We start from the raw sequence: 18,631 nt of genomic DNA, 5'->3' as shown, positions 1-18,631 counted from the left end.
TGATCCTTGTGCTGCGTCAGGCGGGCCAGCTATTCCAGAATCTCAACCGGCCTTTCCCACTGGATCAGCACCACGCAGCCGGTTTTGGACCAGACCGAATGCGTGCTTCCCTCTGGGTTCAGGACAAATGCACCTTTGGAATAGGTGCCGCGTTCGTCGGATTGCTCCCCTTCGAGGACAAGTATGGTTTCCAGCCCTGTGTGGCGATGACGGGGCACGCGGGCGCCCGCAGCATAACGCAAGAGGGCGACCGCCGGGACGCCGGTCTGTATGTGGTGAATGTCCACACCTGTGCGAAACGGCTCGAACGGCAGATCGTGCAGGCTGCCGGTAAGGTCGGGGATCGAGAACGGCTCAGCCACACCATGCGGCCTTGAGATCAGCAAAGCGCGCCGTCCAGCCGACGATTGCGCCTTGGGCGCGGATCATGTCGAGTGTGGCGGTCTTGAATGCCGGGAAGTAGCTTTCGGTGGCATCCTCGATCAACAGGCAGTCGAAACCGCGATCGTTGGCCTCGCGCATGGTGGTTTGTACGCAAACTTCGGTTGTCACGCCCGCAAGGACAAGGGTGGTGATCTGGCGTTGTGACAGGTGATCGGCCAGTGGCGTGGCATAGAACGCGCCCTTGCCGGGCTTGTCGATCACCCGTTCGGTGTCTGTGGGGGCGAGTGCGGGGATGATCTCTGCTCCCACCTCGCCAGCGACCAGAATGCGCCCCATCGGGCCAGTGTCGCCGATGCGCAATTCGGGATTGCCCCGGTCCCGTTTGGCGCGTGGAAGATCAGACAAGTCAGGCCGGTGACATTCCCGCGTGTGGATGACTTCCGTCCCCTTGTTGCGGCACAGGTCGATCAGAGCGGCTGTTGTGGGCACGATTGCTTGCAAGCGCTTCACGTCATTGCCGAGCGTTTCACCGAAGCCGCCCGGTTCGACGAAGTCGCGCTGCATGTCGATTACGATCAGTGCGGTTTTGGCCGGGTCAAATGCAAAGGGAAAGGGGCGTGCCGCGTCCACCTTGATCATCCTGCGTGCCCCCCCATGAAGTGCCCAAGCGTTCCGATATCTGCGCTGGACGTTGGGGTGTCGTAGGTGATCCGGCCCTCTGACATGACCAGAACACGGTCGGTCAACTCCATGATTTCGTCCAGGTCTTCGGACATGATCAACACGGCGGTGCCTGCGTTGCGGGCGTCCATGATGCGGCTACGGATGTCAGCCACAGCCGAGAAATCGAGGCCGAAGCACGGGTTCGAGATGATCAGCAAATCGACCTGACCCGACAGTTCGCGGGCCAGCACGCTGCGTTGGATATTGCCGCCGGAGAGGGCTGCGATCGGGCTGTCGAGGGAGGTTGTCTTGACCTTGAATTGCCGCACCAGGTCGGCGGCGCGGGCCCGTATGTCACGCCCGGACAGCCAGAACCGGGGCCGCGCACCGTTTGTGTCAAAGCTTCGGAAGGCCATGTTTTCAGCGACCGACATACGTGGTGCGCAGGCGTTTTGCAGCGTCTCTTCGGGCAGAAAGCGAACGTTGTGGCGCAGTGCCTCGTTGCGCCGTGCAGCGTAGGGGGTGCCCTTGACCATGATCTTGCCCGTTTGCCGCGGGCGTTGGCCGGTCAGGATTTCCATCAGCTCCATCTGACCATTTCCGGAGATGCCCGCGATCCCCACGATTTCGCCTGCGTGTACGGTCAACGCGTCAATCCGGATGTCCTTCAAGCCGGTCCTGTCGCGCGCGGTGACGTTGTGCAGGTCCAGCACCGGCGCGCCAACCGTGCCGGACCGGGGCGCGGGGCGAGCAAGCTGCGTGCCGCCCATCATCAGCGCCGCCATGTCGGTGTGGTCGAGGTCGCAAACCTTGCCGCCCCCCACCAGCTTGCCCCGGCGCAGGACCGAAACCTCGTCTGCAAAGGCGGTCACTTCGCGGAATTTGTGGGTGATCATCAGCACGGAGATTTCGCCGTCCCGACACAGCTGGCGGACATGGCCCAGCACCTCGTCCGCCTCGTCCGGGGTCAGCACCGATGTGGGTTCATCAAGGATCAGGAAACGGCGTCCCAGATATAGCTGTTTCAGGATTTCCAGCTTTTGCTTTTCACCGGCTGCCAGTGCGCGCACCGGTTGGTCCAACGGCACCTGAAACGGCATTCGGTCCATGAAGTCTTGCAACGCCGCCCGTTCGGAGCGCCAGTCGATAATTTGAGGTGCATCTTCGCGGCTGATCACAAGATTTTCGGCGGCGGTCAGCGACGGGACCAGCGTGAAATGCTGGTACACCATGCCCAGCCCCAGCGCATGTGCCGCCTTGGGGTCCGTGATCCGGGCTTCGCGCCGGTCCACCAGCATCTCGCCCGCGGTGGCGTGGTAAAAGCCCATCATGCACTTGACCAGCGTCGACTTGCCCGCCCCGTTTTCGCCCAACAGCGCATGGAAACTGCCGGGCGCAATCCTGATCGAGCAGTCGTCGAGCGCGGTGAAAGCCCCGAACCGCATGGTCATATGGAGGGTCTCGACCCCGATGGCCCGAGGTCCGGTCATGGCAGGTGGTCCAGCACTGTGGCGCTGTCGCTGACGGCCCCGAACACACCACCCTGCATGGTCACCATCTTGAGCGCTGCGTCATGGTTGCCCTGATCCGTCGCCCCGCAGCAATCGGACAACACAAGGCATTCAAAGCCGCGGTCATTGCCTTCGCGCATGGTGGTCGACACGCAGACATCGGTGGTGATGCCGGTCAGGATGAGATTGTCGATGCCCCGCGTGCGCAGGATCATTTCGAGGTCTGTGGCGTAAAAGCTGCCCTTGCCGGGCTTGTCGATGATCGGCTCGCCTGCGACGGGATAGAGGTCGGGGATGATGTCCCATCCGGGTTCGCCCCGCACGAGGATCTTGCCGCACGGTCCGGGATCGCCGATACCTGCGCCGATCTGCTGGCTGCGCCAGCGCTTGTTGGCGGGCAGATCGGCCAGATCGGCGCGGTGGCCTTCGCGGGTGTGGATGATGTGATAGCCCTTGGCGCGCATCGCGGAGAGTACCGCCTTGATAGGCTGGATCGGTGCCTGTGTCATCGACAGGTCATAGCCCATCTTGTCGACATACCCGCCCTTGCCGCAGAAATCCGTCTGCATGTCGATGATCATCAGCGCTGTGTTTTCTGGCCGCAGATCACCGTTGTAAGGCCAGGCATAGGGGGTGGCCGCGATGGTCATTCGGCGGCATCCTTCTGCGGGCCGCCAAAGCGCCGTGTCGGGGCGGGGAAGCCGAAATCGGTGCCGTCGGTGGTCTTGACCTCATCCTCCCACGGAAGCTGATACCGCCCCGCCGCCAGATCGGTCATGTAGGTATAAGGACAATCCTGCGCCCCGCCCTTGACCGCGACATAGCCGCGATGGCCGAATTGGTAGATGTTGTTTTCGACCCCCCAGTTCGCCCGCGCTTCGCGCACCAGATCGGGGCGCACCTCGGCGGTGATGATTTCGTCCGCGCGGCCCGACGTGCCGTGCGCGATAATGCTGCCGTCGAAGTTGCAGATCATCCCCTCGCCCATGCTGTCAAAAGTACCGTCGCTGCCGCACATGCAGACATTGGCCGTGACCATCAGATTGCAGAAGGCATTGGATTGGTTGGTGAACTTCCAACTGTCACGGATGGGCGCTGTGTAGCCTGCCGTGCGCAGCATGACCTCCGCCCCTTTATAGGCCGCCTCGCGCGCCATTTCGGGGAACATGCCGTCATGGCAGATGATCAGCGACAGTTTGCAGCCGTTTGGCCCGTCGATCACCGGGATGCCGCCATCGCCGGGCTCCCACGGCTCGACCGGAACCCATGGGTGCATCTTGCGGTAGTAGAGCTTCACTTCGCCTGCGTTGTCGATGATCAGGCCCACGTTGTAGGGCATGCCGCCGGGGTTGGCCTCCATGATCGAAAAGCAGCCCCAGATGTCATTGTCGATGCAGGCCTGCTGGAACGCTGCAACCTCGGGGCCGTCCATGGTGCACATGATGTCGGGATTGATGTCCATCGACAGCCCGTGCAGCGCATATTCGGGAAACACGACCAGATCCATGGTGCCCATGTTGCGCCGCGCCTTGGCCGTCATGTCCACGATCCGCGCGGTTTGTGCCGCCAGATCGGCGGGGGTTTCGACCACGGGCAGCTTCAGTTGCACAAGCCCGATGACAACACCGTTTGACGACTTGTTCAGTCCTCCTAATCCATTCATTGGTGTCTCCTATTTGGTTATGCTCAGTTCGGCTGGCGCGCCGGTCATGGCGCGGGTGGGCGACGAGGTTGCGATCAGAACACCCAGCGTCAGAACGTAGGGTGCCGCGAAAAACAGGTAGTAGCCTTCGGATATGCCGACCGATTGCAGCGTTGGCCCAAGCGCGCCCGCGCCGCCGAAGAGCAGAGCCGCACCGAAACAGGCGAGCGGGTTCCAGCGCGCAAAGATCACCAGCGCGACGGCCATCAGGCCCTGCCCAGAGGAGATCCCTTCGTTCCAACTGCCCGGATAGTAGAGCGACAGATACGCCCCTCCGACACCTGCAAATGCACCGCCCACCGCGGTGGTGCATGTGCGGATCATGGCGGGTCGCAGACCCATCGCGCGGGCCGCATCGGTGCTGTCGCCCACGACGCGGATGATCAGCCCGATCCGGGTGGCGCGCAGCAACCACCACAGTCCAACCGCCAACACTGCTCCGATCAGGAACAGCACGTTCACCTCCAGTGCGGCCCGGATCTGCGGCATATCCGACCAGCCACCGAAACTGATCGCGGGCAGGTCCGGTGCGACCGGCTGCACGAAGGGTTTACCAAAGTAGAAGGCCAGCCCCAGCCCAAGGATCATCATCGCTATGCCCACGGCGATGTCGTTGACCCGTGGCAGCGAACAGATGACGCCATGCAGCAGGCCGAACAGCGCGCCGCAAAGCGCTGCGGCCAGCACCCCCAGCCAAGGCGAGCCCGTCAAATAGGCCAGCGCGTAGCCCGACATGGCCCCGAAGACGAGCGTACCTTCAAGCCCCAGATTGATCCGGCCCGACCGTTCCGTCAGCGCCTCACCAAGGCTGACAAAGAGAAACGGCGTCGACACCCGAATTGCCCCACCTAGGATGGCGAGCGGGATCACCCAAAGGCCCAGATCCGTGTCCATCAGGGTGTCCCCCAACGTTCAGGCGCAAAGATCTTGAACCGTCCATAAAGCGTTTCCGAGATCAGGATCGCCATGAAGACAAAACCCTGCAGCACCAGCACCGTGGCGTCCGGCAGGTCCATGCGGCGCTGGACAAGGCCTGACGACGCCTCGAACCCAGCCAACAAGATCGCGACGGGGATGATGGCCAGCGGATTGTGCCGGGCCAGAAACGCGATCAGGATGCCCGTGTAGCCATAGCCGCCCGCCAAGCTGGCATTGGCCGACCCGTGCACGGCGGCCACTTCGAAGAAGCCGGCCATGCCAGCAAATGCGCCCCCCAGCGCGGTGAAGCCGAGGATCAGTTTGCCCACGGGTAGCCCCTGCACCTGAGCCGCGCGGACGTTGCCACCGGCGATGCGCGCCGCGAAGCCCCATGTGGTTTTGTCGATCAGCACCCAGGCCAGCACGCAGCAGATCACACCGAAAGCCAGCCCCCAATGCACGTCCCAGCCGGGTAGGTTGCCCACCCGCAGTGCGTCATCCAGTGGCGCGGTCGAGGGTTTGTTCAGGCTGGCGGGGTCCCGCAGCGGGCCTTCGACAAGATGGTTCATCAGGGCAATCGCGATGTAGGCCATCAGCAGGCTGGCGATGGTTTCGTTGACGCCGCGAAAGTGGCGCAAGGCCCCGACCGCCCCGATCCAGAGCGCGCCGATGGCCATCGCAAAGCCCAGCATCAGTGGCAGCGCCACGGCGGCTGGTGCGCCGCTGAGCACAACGCCGGCAAACCCGGCGCCGACCCCGCCCAGCACTATCGCGCCCTCGCCGCCGATCACCACCAGCCCCAGCCGCGCAGGCAGGGCCACGCACAGGGCCGCCAACAGCAGTGGGGCCGTGCGCGACAATGTGTTCTGCCAAGAGAACCCGGTGCCGAAGCCACCGCGATAGACCAGCGCGAAGAACTCGGTCGGAGATTTGCCCTGCACCAGCAGAAAAAGGCTGAACACGGCAAAGCCTACCAGCAATGCGCCCAGCGGCAGAACCACCGCCTCGGCGCGGCGGGCCACAACCGCCAGACTGGTCACGGGCTGGACAGGCGTGGCTGCAAGCGGTGGGGACGAGGCGCGCATTGACCCGGTCAGGAGGTTGAGCCGATCACGCCATCCACCAGATAATCCATGCTCTCCAGCGCGATGTCATCCTCGGCAAAGCCTTCGCCATCGGCGGCAATCACGGAGCCTGTGTTGTCTTTGAGCGGCCCTTCGATGGCGGTGAACCCGCCTGCCATGATCTCGGCCTTGGTCGCTTCGAACTGGGCGCGCGCTGCGTCGGACACGGCCGGTCCGAGCGGAGACATCTTGATGAACCCGTCGGCCAGACCGCCCCGCACGAAATTGTCGATGGTGCCGCCATCAAGCACAGTTTGCACCATGCCCGTATAGACCCCGGCCCAGTTCCATTCCGCGCCGGTCAGGTACTTCTCCGGCGCGAGTGCGGATTGGTCGGCGTGGTATCCGCAGACAAAGCAATCGCGCCCGGCAGCGGTTTCCATCACCACTTTGGGGCCATCCACATGGCAGGTGATCACGTCACAACCTGCGTCGGCCAGCGCGTTGGTGGCCTCGGCCTCCTTGACCGCCAGTGACCACTCGCCGGTAAAGATGACTTGGCAGGTGATATCCGGATCGACCTGACGCGCGCCCAGCAGGAACGAGTTGATGTTAAGCAGGACCTGCGGGATCGGCTTGGCCGCGACGAAGCCGATCTTTTTGGTGGCGGTGGCGTGCCCGGCGGTGATCCCGTTCAGGTACTGACCCATGCCGATATAGCCGAAATAGGACCCGACATTTGTGGGCATGCCATCGGTCCAGAGGCCTGCCGCGTGCTGGAACCGCACATCCGGGTGTTTTGGCGCCACCTCCAGCACATGCGGGTTGAAGTAGCCGAACGAGGTCGGGAACAGCAGCTTGGCCTCGTCGAAGGCGATCATCGATTCCATCGATTTCTGCACGTCGATGGTTTCGGCGACGTTCTCTTCTTCGACAACGGTGACGCCTTCGATGGCTTTGACCGCGGCGGCGCCTTCGGCATGGGCCTGATTGTATCCAAAATCATCCTTGGGTCCGACATAGATGAAACCAACTGTCAAAGGCCCGCCGGATGCGGCGTGAGCCAGATGGGGCAGGGCCGTGGCCCCCGCAACGGCGGCGGTCCCTTTCAGAAAGCCACGACGAGACAAGGGTGAGAACGACATTGGCATACTCCTTTAGCGCAAAGCGATATCTGTCTGCAGGCAATGACCATTTGGCCCCCTGCGTGATCGGATTGGAAAATGGCTGGAAAGGAGCGCTGTTGTCGTCTGCTAATATCGCACCGTTGCGATGCGTTTTTTGCAGCGGTGAGCAGAGCACGTCGCCGTGGGGCGGTTACCGCGCGGCCAACGCTTCGAGTGCGGCCACCAATTGTTGACCGAACTTGGATGAGGCGACGGGCAGGGCGCGGCCTTTCATCTGCCCCAGTAACAGCTGTCCGGGCCGCACATCGCGTTCCGCCAGAGGGCGGTGCCCGAAATCCGCTTGCTCTGGCGGTTTGAGGCCAATAGGGATTTGGAACCCGACGGCGTTTTCCTGTGTCACGTAGTGGCGGATCAGATCGAAGGATTCGGTTTCGAGCGTGGGCGTCAGCGTGCGCCCGATGGATGTCGCGCCCAGCTCCAGCAGGTTGCGCACACCGTAGGCTGCCGTTGGCAGGACAAGCCGGTAATTCAGGCAATCACGCAATCGCAGGGTCGGCTTGGTGGCAAGCGGGCTGCCATGGGGGAACACTGCGTGCACCTTTTGCGGCATGGCATAAAGTACATCAAATTCAACCAGATGCACCGGTTCGAACACCAAAGCCAGATCGCTGCTGTAGGATGCGAGATCACGTTCTGCCTGCGCCCTGTCCCGCACATTGATCGAGAACGTGACGCCGGGGTGGTCCGCCCGGTAGATGGCGATTTGTTCCGGCAGGAAGTAGGGCAACAAAGCCTGCGAGCAGGCAATCGAGATGTGACCGCGCCGTTCGCCCGACAGGTCGGCCACCTGCGACTGGACCCGCGCAAGGTCGGTGCGTTGCAGGCGGATATGCTGCATCAGCAATTCACCCGCCGGGTTCAGCCGCATACCGCGCGGCAGGCGTTCGAAGATCGGCCAGCCAAACTCCCTCTCGAACCCCTGAATGCGCCGGTTGAGGGCGGAGGCGGTCAGGTTCGTATCCTCGGCCGCCTTTCGGATGGACCCCGCGCGTACTACTGCCTCAATCAATTCAAAGGTCCGTAAGTATCTCATTTTAGGCCATTTCCAGCTATCGATGCAATTTTTGCACCGATTATATTCTTTTATAGCATTAGATGTGCACGCTGTTCCATCGCAACATCCCTTGCGACGCGATTCCTTCTAAAATTTGACCAACCGCAGGGGTGATGAATGACCGATCCAACTTCGAGACGTAATTTCCTGAAAATGGGTGCCGCTGGTGCCTCTGTTCTGCCGTTCCTGCGCGCGATGCCTGCTGCAGCCGAGGGGAGCGACACCTTGGTGGTGGTGACGGGGGAGACCATCAACAGTCTTGATCTTCATCGCACCGGAACAAGCCGCGCGTCCTATCAGGTCGGCATCAACTGCTATGACCGGCTTTTGACATTCGGCACCAAGGAGGTGCCCGGCAACGGCCTGTCCTATGACTATACGGTTGTCGAACCCGAATTGGCCGAAAGCTGGACGGAATCGGATGATGGGCTGACCCTAACCTTCAAGCTGAAGCCAAACGCGACCTTCTGGGACGGGCGCAAGGTGACGGCGGCGGATGTCAAATGGTCCTTTGACCGCGCGGTGTCTGTGGGTGGCTTTCCGACCGTGCAAATGAAGGCCGGCGGGCTGGAACGCCCCGAGCAGTTCGTCGCTGTGGATGACGACACCTTTGTGATCAATCTGGACCGCCCGTCAAAGTTGACCATCCCGGACCTTGCCGTGCCGGTGCCCTACATCATTAACTCGGTCGAGGCGCTTGCCAATGCCACCGATGACGATCCTTGGGCATTGGAATACTTGCACATGACGCCCGCAGGGTCAGGCGCTTTCAAGGTGGCGCGGTGGAACCCCGGCGAGCAACTTGTCTATGAACGCAATGATAACTGGGTGGGTGGCCCTTTGCCCGCCGCCAAGCGGGTGGTGATCCGCGAAGTGCCCAGCCCGGCGACGCGCCGCGCCCTGATCGAACGCGGTGACGTGCAGGTTGCCTTCAACATTCCGGACAAGGATGCCGCCGAACTGGCGGACAGTCTGGATGTGTTCTCGACCCCTGTGGAGAACTGCATCCATTGCCTGTGCCCGAATTTCGCGTTTGAACCGTTTCAGGACCCGGATGTGCGCAAGGCCATCGCCTATGCCGTTCCCTACGAGGACATCTTTCAGGCTGCCGCGTTTGGTCGGGGTTTGCCGCTGTGGGGTGGGGAGGAAAGGATCACCGACACCGCGTGGCCGCGCAAGACACAGTACAGTACCAACCTCGACAAGGCCAAAGAGCACATGGCCAAGTCGGGCTATGCGGACGGCTTTGATGTGCCCTTGTCGATCAGCCTTGATCTGGCGTCGTGGATGGAGCCGACGGCGTTACTGGTTCAGGAAGCCCTTGGTGAAATTGGCATCAACGTCACCATCGAGAAGATCCCCGGTGCCAATTGGCGCACGGCCGTTCTGGTCGAAAAGCGCCTGCCCCTGCATCTTGAAAACTTTGGCGGTTGGCTGAACACGCCGGATTACTATTTCTTCTGGGCCTACAAGGACGGGCATCTGTTCAACTCGTCGAACTACCGCAACGAGGAGATCGAACAGTTGGTCGATGCCACGCTGCACATGCCGATGGACGATCCGGACTATGCACCGCAGATCAAACGTATGTTCGAGATTGCACTGGACGAGTTGCCACGTATTCCGCTGTACCAGCCCGCGCTGAACGTGGCGGTAAACGGTGCTGAAGGCTACGAGTTCTGGTTCCACCGTCAGCTGGACGCGCGTGTTCTGAAAGCGGTCTGAGCATGCTTGCCGCATCCCCCCGGCTGCGCGCAATTCTGTTGCGCGTGGCCCAGGCCATTCCGGTGGTGATGGGTGTCGTTGTGATCAGCTTTGTGCTGACCCGTGCCTTGCCCGGTGATCCGGCGGTTTATTTTGCAGGGGTCGCAGCAGACGAGGCATCTATCGAACAGACACGCGTGGCCATGGGCCTCGACAAGCCGTTGCCCGTGCAATTCGCGCATTATGTGGCGGACCTGTTGCAGGGTGATCTGGGCCAGTCCCTGTCAAGCGGGCGACCCGTGGCGACCGATCTGGCGAACCGCTTGCCTGCTTCGCTTGAGTTGACCCTGACCGCGCTGATCATCGCCGTCGTCATTGCCGTGCCGCTCGGAGTTCTTGCGGCCACGCGGCCCGGCACTTGGGTCGATCATCTGTGCCGCATCGTGGTGACGGCGGGCGTGTCGTTGCCCACATTCTTCACCGGCATTCTGTTGATCTATATATTCTACTACATTCTGGGCATCGCGCCGTCGCCCCTTGGGCGGCTTGATTTCATTTATCTGGACCCGGATCACGTCACAGGTTTTTATCTGATCGATGCCGCCCTGATGGGTGATTGGGAGACGTGGTGGGGCGCAGCCAAGCAGCTTATTTTGCCCGCCGCGACGCTGGCGCTTTTCACTCTTGCTCCGATTGCGCGCATGACCCGGGCGGCCATGCTGACTGCGCTGTCTTCCGACTTCGTCCGCACCGCCCGCGCGGCGGGTCTTTCCAACCGAACGGTGTTGTACGGCTATGCCTTCCGCAACGCGCTGCTTCCCGTCGTGACCACGCTGGGCATGGTGTTTTCCTTTGCGCTGGGGGCCAATGTGCTGGTGGAAAAGGTCTTTGCCTGGCCCGGCATCGGGTCATATGCAGTCGAGGCGCTCGTCGTGTCGGACTATGCCGCCGTACAAGGGTTTGTTCTGGCCATGGCGCTGCTGTTTGTGGCGCTCAATCTGGTGATTGACCTGCTCTACACGGCGATTGATCCGCGCATCGGGTTTGACGCGAAATGAGCGATATCACCCCCGCCGACCTGCCGCGCCAGAAGGGTACTCTGGATCACATCCTCTATGTGCTGCGGGCCAATCCCGTCACGCTGATCGCTTTTGGCATGTTTGCCTTTCTGATCCTGTCCGCGCTCTTTGGTCCGGCGCTGGTGCCCTATGATCCGCTGGCGACCAATGCGGGCAATGCCCTGCAACCGCCCTCGTGGGCTCATTGGTTCGGCACGGATCAGATTGGCCGCGACGTGTTCAGCCGGGTGATCGTGGCAACCCGGCTTGATCTGACAATATCTGTGGCGGCAGTGGCGATCTCGTTTGTGGTGGGATCGGTGCTGGGTTGCATCGCGGGGTATTGGGGGGGCTGGCCTGATATCATCCTGAACCGGTTTCTGGACACGATCATGGCGTTTCCGCTGTTTGTGCTGGCCATGGGGATCGTGGCGGCGCTGGGCAATTCGGTGGAAAACATCATTTACGCCACCGCAATCATCAATATGCCGTTTTACGCCCGCCTTGTTCGGGCCGAAGTGAACATCCGCCGCGACGCGGGCTTTGTGCGGGCGGCAAAACTGGCGGGCAGCTCGGACATGCGCGTGCTGGCCACGCAAATCTTCCCCAACGCGTTGCCGCCTATGATGGTGCAGGTGTCGTTGAACCTTGGCTGGGCCATCCTGAATGCGGCGGGGTTGTCGTTCATCGGTCTTGGCGTCAGCCCGCCCACGGCGGAATGGGGCATCATGGTGGCCGAAGGGGCCAATTTCATCGTCTCGGGCGAGTGGTGGCTTGCCGTTTTTCCGGGTCTTTGGCTGATGTTCGCCGTCTTCACCTTCAACCTGCTGGGCGACGGGCTGCGTGACATCGTTGACCCCCGCAAGAGGACCTGAGCGATGCTGAGCGTCAAGGACCTGAGCGTCATGTTCCAGACCCGGCGCGGCGCTGTGGATGCCGTGCGCGGCGTCAGCTTCGATGTGGCGAAGGGTGAAATTCTGGGCATCGTCGGTGAAAGCGGGTCAGGCAAATCGGTGACCTCTTATGCCTTGATGCGCATTCTCGATGCGGGCGGCATGATCAAGGCGGGCGAGGCTACCTATTCCGGTGTTGATCTGCGTCGCGCCGCGGAACGGGACATGCGCGACATCCGCGGGCGCGAGATTTCGATGATCTTTCAGAACCCGCGCGCCGCTCTGAACCCGATCCGCAAGGTGGGTCATCAGATCGAGGACGTGTTGCGCCAGCATGCCCAGGCCACTCGCTATGACGCCCGTGGCAAGGCCATCGCGGCGATGGAGGCGGTTCGGATCAACGATGCGCAAGCCCGCTTTGACGCCTATCCGTTCGAGCTGTCTGGTGGGATGTGCCAGCGCATCGTGTGCGCCATTGCGCTGGCCTGCGATCCCAAACTCTTGATCGCGGATGAGCCAACAACCGGGCTGGATATCACCACGCAGAAGGCAGTGATGGATCTGGTCAGCGGGCTGATCCGTGAACGGGACATGAGCAGCATCCTGATCACCCATGATCTTGGACTGGCGGCCCAGTATTGTGATCGCCTGCTGGTAATGAAGGACGGGTTGATAGTCGAACAGGGCGATCCGGCCCAGATATTCGGCCAGCCTGCACACCCGTACAGCCGCAAGCTGGTCGATGCGACCCCCCGTGCAGGCGCATCGGTGCGTGATCTTTTGCCGGCAGAGGCGCGCAGTGCGGAGCCGCGCATGCTGGCAACGGACCAGCCGTTGGTCGAGGTCCGCAATCTGACCAAGACCTATGCCGGCAAATCCGGGCCCGTCCATGCCGTCCGGGGGATATCGTTCACCATCAACCGGGGCCAATGCGTCGGGCTTGTCGGCGAGAGTGGTTGCGGCAAGTCCACCATTTCGGAAATGCTGGTGCGCCTGCTGGACCCCACCTCAGGGCAGATCAAATTTGATGGCGATGACATCGCCAAGACACCAGCACGCCGCTTTGCCCGCGACTCGCGCAGGGCCGATATCCAGATGGTCTTTCAGGATGCCACCGACAGCCTGAACCCACGCCACACCGCCCGCCAGACAATTGCAGAGCCATTGCGGCGTCTGGCCCGGATGCGTGGAAACGCCCTGACCACCCGGATCGAGGAATTGGCTGGTCTGGTTGGTCTGCCGTTGTCCCTACTTGACCGCTTTCCGCATCAGCTGTCCGGAGGGCAAAAAGCCCGCGTCGGCATTGCCCGTGCCGTGGCCCTTGATCCGAAGTTCCTGATCCTGGATGAGCCAACCGCCGCCCTTGATGTGTCGATCCAGGCGGTTGTTCTGAACCTGCTCGTGGACCTGCGCGCCAAGCTCGGTCTGAGCTATTTGTTTGTCAGTCATGATCTGCATGTGGTGCGTCTGCTGTGCGACCATGTGATCGTGATGAAAGACGGTCAGATTGTCGAAGAAGGTCCCGCGCGGGACGTGATGGCGGACCCGAAAGACCCCTATACCAAATCCCTGATCGCGGCTGCGCCAACTCCGCCAGAGCGCGCCGGGGATACTGCCCCTACCCAATTGGAGACAAAGAATGCTCAGCACCTTGCCGTTCACGATACCCGCGCTTCGTGAGGCCTATGCCGCGGGCACCAGCCCCGTTGCTGTAGTTGACGAAGTGCTGGCCCGCCTTGATGCGGTCAATGATCCGGGCATCTTCATCCATCTTTGCGACCGCGACAGCCTTGTGGCGCAGGCAAAAGCGCTGGGCGCGTATGATCCGGACAAACCGCTGTGGGGCATACCTTTTGCGGTGAAGGACAATATCGACGTGGCCGGCATCGAGACGACGGCAGGCTGTCCGGCCTATGCCTACATGCCGGACCGCGATGCCTTTGTGATTGCGCAACTGCGTGCGGCGGGGGCCTTGATGATCGGTAAAACCAACCTTGATCAGTTCGCCACGGGACTTGTGGGGGTCCGCACGCCCTATGGCGCGCCCTTGAACGCCGTTGATCCCGAAATTGTGCCGGGCGGTTCCTCTGGTGGCTCGGGCGTGATCGTGGGGCATGGGATCGTGTCATTCGCGTTGGGCACGGACACCGCCGGGTCGGGGCGCGTGCCTGCGGCGCTGAACAATATTGTCGGGTTGAAGCCTACGCTGGGCGCGCTGTCGGCCAGTGGCGTTGTCCCCGCCTGCCGGACCCTTGATACCGTGTCCATCTTTGCGCTGACCGTCGATGATGCTTATGCCGCGTTTGCTGTGGCGCGGGGGTTTGATGCGTCGGACCCCTATTCCAAAGAGCTTCCGCATCAGGATATGACCGATCCAACCGGCCCGCTGCGTGTGGGCGTGCCGAATGCAGCATCGATCAAATTCTTCGGCGACGAAGTGCAAGGGGCGGCATTCGAGCGTGATGTGGCAACCCTCGCGGCCCGTGGTGCGGTGATCGAACATGTCGATTTCGAGCCGCTCCATGCCATTGCCCGCATGCTCTATGAAGGGGCGTGGGTGGCGGAGCGCTATACAGTGATTGAAGATCTGCTGGCCCAAGCACCGGGTGCCGTCCACCCCGTGACCCGGCAGATCATCACCCATGCCGAAACGATGTCGGCGGCGGATGCCTTCAGGGGCTTCTATCGGCTGGCCGAATTGAAACGCGCTGCCGCACCGATGCTGGACAGGCTGGATATGCTGTGCGTCCCCACCGTTCCCACTTTCTATTCCGTGGCCGATTTGCTGGCGGACCCGGTCACGCCAAATTCCAACAACGGTACCTATACCAACTTCGTTAATCTGCTGGATATGTGCGGTATTGCTGTGCCCACGGCCCCGCGCGGCGACGGGCGGCCCGGAAGCGTCACGCTTTTGGCGGCGGCGGGGGAGGATGCTTTGGTTGCAGCGGTTGCGCGTGGGTTTGAAAAGGACTGTGCCCGTATGATGGGCGCAACACGCCATCCTGTTGCCAACCCCGCGCCTTTGCCTGCTGCTGACCCGGGCACCATCGCGCTTGCGGTGTGCGGCGCGCATATGACGGGGCTGCCGTTGAACTGGCAGTTAACTGATCTGAACGCCAGGTTTGTACGCACGGCGACGACGTCAGCCGATTACAGGTTCTATGCGCTTGCCGATGGACCACCTGCGCGACCCGGTCTTGTGCGGGACAAGGGGCCGAACGCTGGGTCAATTGCGCTAGAGATATGGGACGTGCCGACATCGGCCTTTGGCACGTTCATGGCAGGTATTCCGGCCCCGTTAGGGATCGGTACAATCCATCTGTCGGATGGATCGACGGTCAAGGGTTTTCTGTGCGAGCATGCGGGGCTCGAGGGGGCGACTGACATCACGGAACTGGGGGATTGGCGCCGTTTTCTGGCCAAGTCCAGCGTGCCCGCATGACGTCACAGGCAGAACAGCGCCTCGCCGCTCTGGGGCTTGAACTGCCGCCAGACTGGGTCCCGCGCGGGCAATTTCTGCCGTTCCGCAAGGACGGTGCGACTGTCTATCTGTCGGGTCAAATATGTGAGTGGGCGGGGGACGTTACCCATTCCGGGCCGGTCGAAGACACGGCGCAGGGTATAGAGGCCGCGCGCAAGGCGGCGCAGATTTGTGCCCTGAACCTGCTGTACCGTCTGCGCACAGCCTGCGACGGTGATCTTGACCGCGTCGATGTTGTGCTGCGCTTAGGCGGCTTCGTCAATTGCAGGTCCGGTTTCGCGCAAAGCCCGGCCGTTATCAACGGCGCGACAGAGCTGTTCATCGCCCTTTTTGGCGATGATGGGTGGCATGCGCGCACCGCTGTTGGGGTCGCGGGCCTGCCCGGCAACGCGTCCGTCGAAGTGGATGCTATTGTGCGCCTGAAGGCCTAGGCACGGTCCGGAAAACGGGGGGCGTGCAGTTTTGGTGCATGACGCTCTAACTGTGCTGCGAGGGACAGAAGCCACCGATCGTGCCCCGGGTGTGCTGCCAACATCACCGACCGTGGCCGCGACAGCGCATCAAGACCCCATGGCAGGCAGACAAGCGGGCCGCCAACCACGGTCCAGGGGGTCAGCCAATCCTGAAACCCGGTGCTGCCATCCAGCAAGGGTGCGCCATCGGGAACGGGCAGGGTCAGCACAGCGTTCACCGATGACATCTGTGCCCAGAACGCTTGTTTTGCCTGCGCCAACATGCTCCGAGCGGCTGCCAACGCGTCAGGCGTAACCTTGCGGCCCGCTTCCAGCGCTGCACGGAAATTGGGTTGCAATAGCGGCGCGCGCGCATCCGCGAGTGCGCTGCCATGGGCGATCGCAGCTTCCGCGCCCATTACGGTGCGGTGGGCCGCAACGATTGCGTCCACATCTGCGGGGAGGTGGCTGCTGTTCACGCGACCGGCAATGCTCGCGAACACGTCTTGCGCCTCAAGCAGAGCTTGCGACCAGTCCTGCGCCAAGGTGGCACCTGTGTGCCAAAGTCCGCAAAGGGCTGTTGGCTTTGTTGGGTAACGAGCGGATGCTGGTGGCGCCATTGCGCCAAAGGCGAATTGGACCATGCCAACGTTCCGTCCGATGATCCCAACCGTATCAAAGCTGGGGGCCAGAGGCGTCACGCCTTCCCGAGGCAACAGGCCAGCCGACGGCTTGAACCCAACTGCGCCGCAATAGGCTGCGGGCCGACATAGGGATCCGGCTGTTTGTGTGCCAAGTGCAATGTCCACGATACCAGCGCCAACCGCCGCCCCCGATCCGCTGCTGGAGCCACCGGGTGAGCGTGCCAGATCATGCGGATTGCGGCATTGCGTCGGATCGGTGAAGGCAAATTCCGTGGTGGTTGTCTTGCCCACGATGGTTGCACCTGCGGCCCGTAAGCGGGCCACCACCGGTGCGTCATCCCGTGCGGGCGTCGCGGCCTCGCAGGTGGCGCTGCCGTTTCGAGTGGGCAGGCCTGCGACATCAATGATGTCCTTCACCCCCACCGTGATCCCGGCCAAGGGGCCGGACGCCGAAGCAGAAACCGGATCGGCCAACGTCACGAAGGCATGTATGTGTTGGTCCCAACCCTTCAGCCGCGCCCGGATGTGGGCCGGATCGTCGAAGCCCGTCATAACACGCTGCGCGCCACGCCGATCAAGTGATCGCGGGACACTAGCGCTTCGAGATCCGCGACCCTAAGCGCATGCAAATCCGCCGGGGGTTCCGGCAGGACGAGGTACCGCATGTCCGCGTTGCTATCATGGACATCCAGTTGCACATCGCGGGGCAGGTCCAGCCCGAACTCCGACAACACCCGGCGCGGTTCACGCACCGACCGAGCCCGGTAGGCCTTGGAAATATACCAGGACGGAGGCTGTCCGAGGATTGAGCGGGGATAGCATGAACACAGCGTACAGGTGATCAGGTTGTGTCGTGTTTCCGTATTCTCGACCACGATGATCCGCGCCTCTGTCACCGGAATGTCCAGTTCCTGTACTGCCGCGCGACCGTCGTCCAGCAAGCGCTTTTTGTAGGCCGGATCGGTCCAGGCCTTGGCCACGACCTTGGCCCCCAGATGGATGCCTGGGCTTTCCAACCTCGCAATAGCCGAGGTCACCTCTTTGGCGGTCAGCAGTCCCTTGCGGATCAACAGGTCTTGCAGCGCGTCGGCGATGATCTGGGCCTCTGTGTTGCCCGCCTCATCCTCGATCACCAGCGCTTCGTGTTCTTCGTGAGGGTGATCATGGGGCATGGTGCGCGTCCTCGGTCGGGGCCAGCCAATGGTCGTATATTTCTATGATCAGCCGATCCTGACGAGGGTGGTCCTCATACGGCCAAAGCTGCGTTTGTTTGAAAGCCACGCGATAGAGATCAACGGCGGTGCCCGCGGTGTTGCCCAACGCGAGGTCTTCGGGGTTCAGATAAGTGCCGCAATAGCCCACGATCTGGCCCGTTTGCTGGCGGATGTAGTGCGGAATGCGCACGTGCCCTTGCTTGCCAAGCGCCAGAACGCGCACCTGATCGCCCGCGGCACATCGGTTCATTCGGCGTCTGTCTGGTCCGACCAGCGTGCGCAGACAATTTGGATGCTTGTCTCCAGTTCCGCCCGTGTCACGACCCCTTTTTCGATCAGGATATCGGTCATCGCCTCCAGCCGTCGTCGGTAGAAGGAAAACTCATTGTACTTGTCGATGCCGAAACTTTCGAAGCCGCGCCGGACTTCGTCCAGCGATACGATCCGCCGGGTGCCGTCCCCAAGCAGGCCGCGTATCGCCTCGACCTGCTTTTCCCAATGCAACCACGGCAGTTCGACTTGCGGGATCGCACCGGCCGGATCGCCGCCAACGTCGTGATAGCCGCGTGGCCCCTTGTTGTCCTGCATCTCCGCCCTCCTGTCGGGGGCGAGGATGATCGGGCCAATGCGCAGGCGCAAATGCTATTTTTGCACCTCAGCGGTGCGAATTTCGAAGCAATGCCCGGGGGTGTTAGTCCC

At 62.0% G+C, this 18,631-nt stretch carries 19 protein-coding genes; 6 read left to right on the top strand and 13 right to left on the bottom strand.

Annotated features, from left to right (window positions below; all coding sequences use genetic code 11):
* Positions 1-29: 29 nt before the first annotated feature.
* From Q1A32_RS04090 to Q1A32_RS04050, 9 genes are all read right to left on the bottom strand, one after another.
* Entirely contained in the window at positions 30-362 is a 333-nt protein-coding gene (locus tag Q1A32_RS04090; RefSeq protein WP_299649899.1) for a cupin domain-containing protein, read from the bottom strand.
* Positions 355-1,023, bottom strand: coding sequence for a cysteine hydrolase family protein (locus Q1A32_RS04085; protein ID WP_299649896.1), 669 nt, complete (start codon positions 1,021-1,023; stop codon positions 355-357). The genes Q1A32_RS04090 and Q1A32_RS04085 overlap by 8 nt, the downstream gene beginning before the upstream one ends.
* Positions 1,020-2,537 (bottom strand): ABC transporter ATP-binding protein, encoded by a 1,518-nt coding sequence (locus Q1A32_RS04080; protein ID WP_299649893.1) that lies wholly within the window; start codon positions 2,535-2,537, stop codon positions 1,020-1,022. The genes Q1A32_RS04085 and Q1A32_RS04080 overlap by 4 nt, the downstream gene beginning before the upstream one ends.
* Positions 2,534-3,208: a cysteine hydrolase family protein gene (locus tag Q1A32_RS04075; RefSeq protein ID WP_299609240.1), complete on the bottom strand. Its 675-nt coding sequence runs from the start codon at positions 3,206-3,208 to the stop codon at positions 2,534-2,536. The genes Q1A32_RS04080 and Q1A32_RS04075 overlap by 4 nt, the downstream gene beginning before the upstream one ends.
* Positions 3,205-4,221 (bottom strand): formamidase, encoded by a 1,017-nt coding sequence (locus tag Q1A32_RS04070; RefSeq protein WP_299649890.1) that lies wholly within the window; start codon positions 4,219-4,221, stop codon positions 3,205-3,207. The genes Q1A32_RS04075 and Q1A32_RS04070 overlap by 4 nt, the downstream gene beginning before the upstream one ends.
* A 9-nt stretch (positions 4,222-4,230) precedes the next feature.
* Entirely contained in the window at positions 4,231-5,154 is a 924-nt protein-coding gene (locus Q1A32_RS04065) for an ABC transporter permease (RefSeq protein ID WP_299649887.1), read from the bottom strand.
* Complete coding sequence (locus tag Q1A32_RS04060; protein WP_299649884.1) at positions 5,154-6,263, bottom strand: ABC transporter permease; 1,110 nt, start codon at positions 6,261-6,263, stop codon at positions 5,154-5,156. The genes Q1A32_RS04065 and Q1A32_RS04060 overlap by 1 nt, the downstream gene beginning before the upstream one ends.
* Before the next feature lie 8 nt (positions 6,264-6,271).
* Positions 6,272-7,387 (bottom strand): BMP family ABC transporter substrate-binding protein, encoded by a 1,116-nt coding sequence (locus tag Q1A32_RS04055; protein ID WP_299649881.1) that lies wholly within the window; start codon positions 7,385-7,387, stop codon positions 6,272-6,274.
* Between the two features lie 172 nt (positions 7,388-7,559).
* Complete coding sequence (locus Q1A32_RS04050; RefSeq protein ID WP_299649878.1) at positions 7,560-8,462, bottom strand: LysR family transcriptional regulator; 903 nt, start codon at positions 8,460-8,462, stop codon at positions 7,560-7,562.
* Positions 8,463-8,600: 138 nt separating this feature from the next.
* On the opposite strand from Q1A32_RS04050, the gene Q1A32_RS04045 reads away from it, so the two are divergent.
* From Q1A32_RS04045 to Q1A32_RS04020, 6 genes are read left to right on the top strand one after another with little or no spacing between them, the layout of a single operon-like run.
* Positions 8,601-10,208 (top strand): ABC transporter substrate-binding protein, encoded by a 1,608-nt coding sequence (locus tag Q1A32_RS04045; protein WP_299649873.1) that lies wholly within the window; start codon positions 8,601-8,603, stop codon positions 10,206-10,208.
* A 2-nt stretch (positions 10,209-10,210) separates the two neighbouring features.
* Positions 10,211-11,245: an ABC transporter permease gene (locus Q1A32_RS04040; RefSeq protein ID WP_299649870.1), complete on the top strand. Its 1,035-nt coding sequence runs from the start codon at positions 10,211-10,213 to the stop codon at positions 11,243-11,245.
* On the top strand, positions 11,242-12,120 hold the full coding sequence (locus Q1A32_RS04035; RefSeq protein WP_299609261.1) for an ABC transporter permease: 879 nt from the start codon (positions 11,242-11,244) through the stop codon (positions 12,118-12,120). The genes Q1A32_RS04040 and Q1A32_RS04035 overlap by 4 nt, the downstream gene beginning before the upstream one ends.
* A gap of 3 nt (positions 12,121-12,123) precedes the next feature.
* Positions 12,124-13,818 (top strand): ABC transporter ATP-binding protein, encoded by a 1,695-nt coding sequence (locus Q1A32_RS04030; protein WP_299649867.1) that lies wholly within the window; start codon positions 12,124-12,126, stop codon positions 13,816-13,818.
* Complete coding sequence (gene atzF, locus Q1A32_RS04025; protein ID WP_299649864.1) at positions 13,778-15,583, top strand: allophanate hydrolase; 1,806 nt, start codon at positions 13,778-13,780, stop codon at positions 15,581-15,583. Before Q1A32_RS04030 ends, atzF begins: the two co-directional genes overlap by 41 nt.
* Positions 15,580-16,053: a RidA family protein gene (locus Q1A32_RS04020; RefSeq protein ID WP_299649861.1), complete on the top strand. Its 474-nt coding sequence runs from the start codon at positions 15,580-15,582 to the stop codon at positions 16,051-16,053. Before atzF ends, Q1A32_RS04020 begins: the two co-directional genes overlap by 4 nt.
* Here the strand turns inward: Q1A32_RS04020 and Q1A32_RS04015 are convergent.
* Genes Q1A32_RS04015 through Q1A32_RS04000 form a run of 4 tightly spaced genes read right to left on the bottom strand, consistent with a single transcriptional unit; the run spans position 16,050 to position 18,520 of the window.
* Positions 16,050-17,270 (bottom strand): amidase, encoded by a 1,221-nt coding sequence (locus Q1A32_RS04015; protein ID WP_299649858.1) that lies wholly within the window; start codon positions 17,268-17,270, stop codon positions 16,050-16,052. The genes Q1A32_RS04020 and Q1A32_RS04015 overlap by 4 nt on opposite strands.
* Entirely contained in the window at positions 17,267-17,890 is a 624-nt protein-coding gene (locus Q1A32_RS04010; protein ID WP_299649855.1) for a nitrile hydratase subunit alpha, read from the bottom strand. The genes Q1A32_RS04015 and Q1A32_RS04010 overlap by 4 nt, the downstream gene beginning before the upstream one ends.
* Positions 17,880-18,182 carry an SH3-like domain-containing protein gene (locus tag Q1A32_RS04005; RefSeq protein WP_299649852.1) on the bottom strand — a complete coding sequence of 101 codons (303 nt, stop codon included), beginning with the start codon at positions 18,180-18,182 and terminating at the stop codon, positions 17,880-17,882. The genes Q1A32_RS04010 and Q1A32_RS04005 overlap by 11 nt, the downstream gene beginning before the upstream one ends.
* Positions 18,179-18,520 carry an SH3-like domain-containing protein gene (locus tag Q1A32_RS04000; RefSeq protein WP_299649850.1) on the bottom strand — a complete coding sequence of 114 codons (342 nt, stop codon included), beginning with the start codon at positions 18,518-18,520 and terminating at the stop codon, positions 18,179-18,181. The genes Q1A32_RS04005 and Q1A32_RS04000 overlap by 4 nt, the downstream gene beginning before the upstream one ends.
* Between the last annotated feature and the right edge of the window lie 111 nt (positions 18,521-18,631).

It is taken from the genome of uncultured Tateyamaria sp. (assembly GCF_947503415.1).
Classification (GTDB): Bacteria; Pseudomonadota; Alphaproteobacteria; order Rhodobacterales; family Rhodobacteraceae; genus Tateyamaria.
Note: the sequence above shows the minus strand (reverse complement) of the source record. Positions and strands in the feature narration are given on the sequence as shown.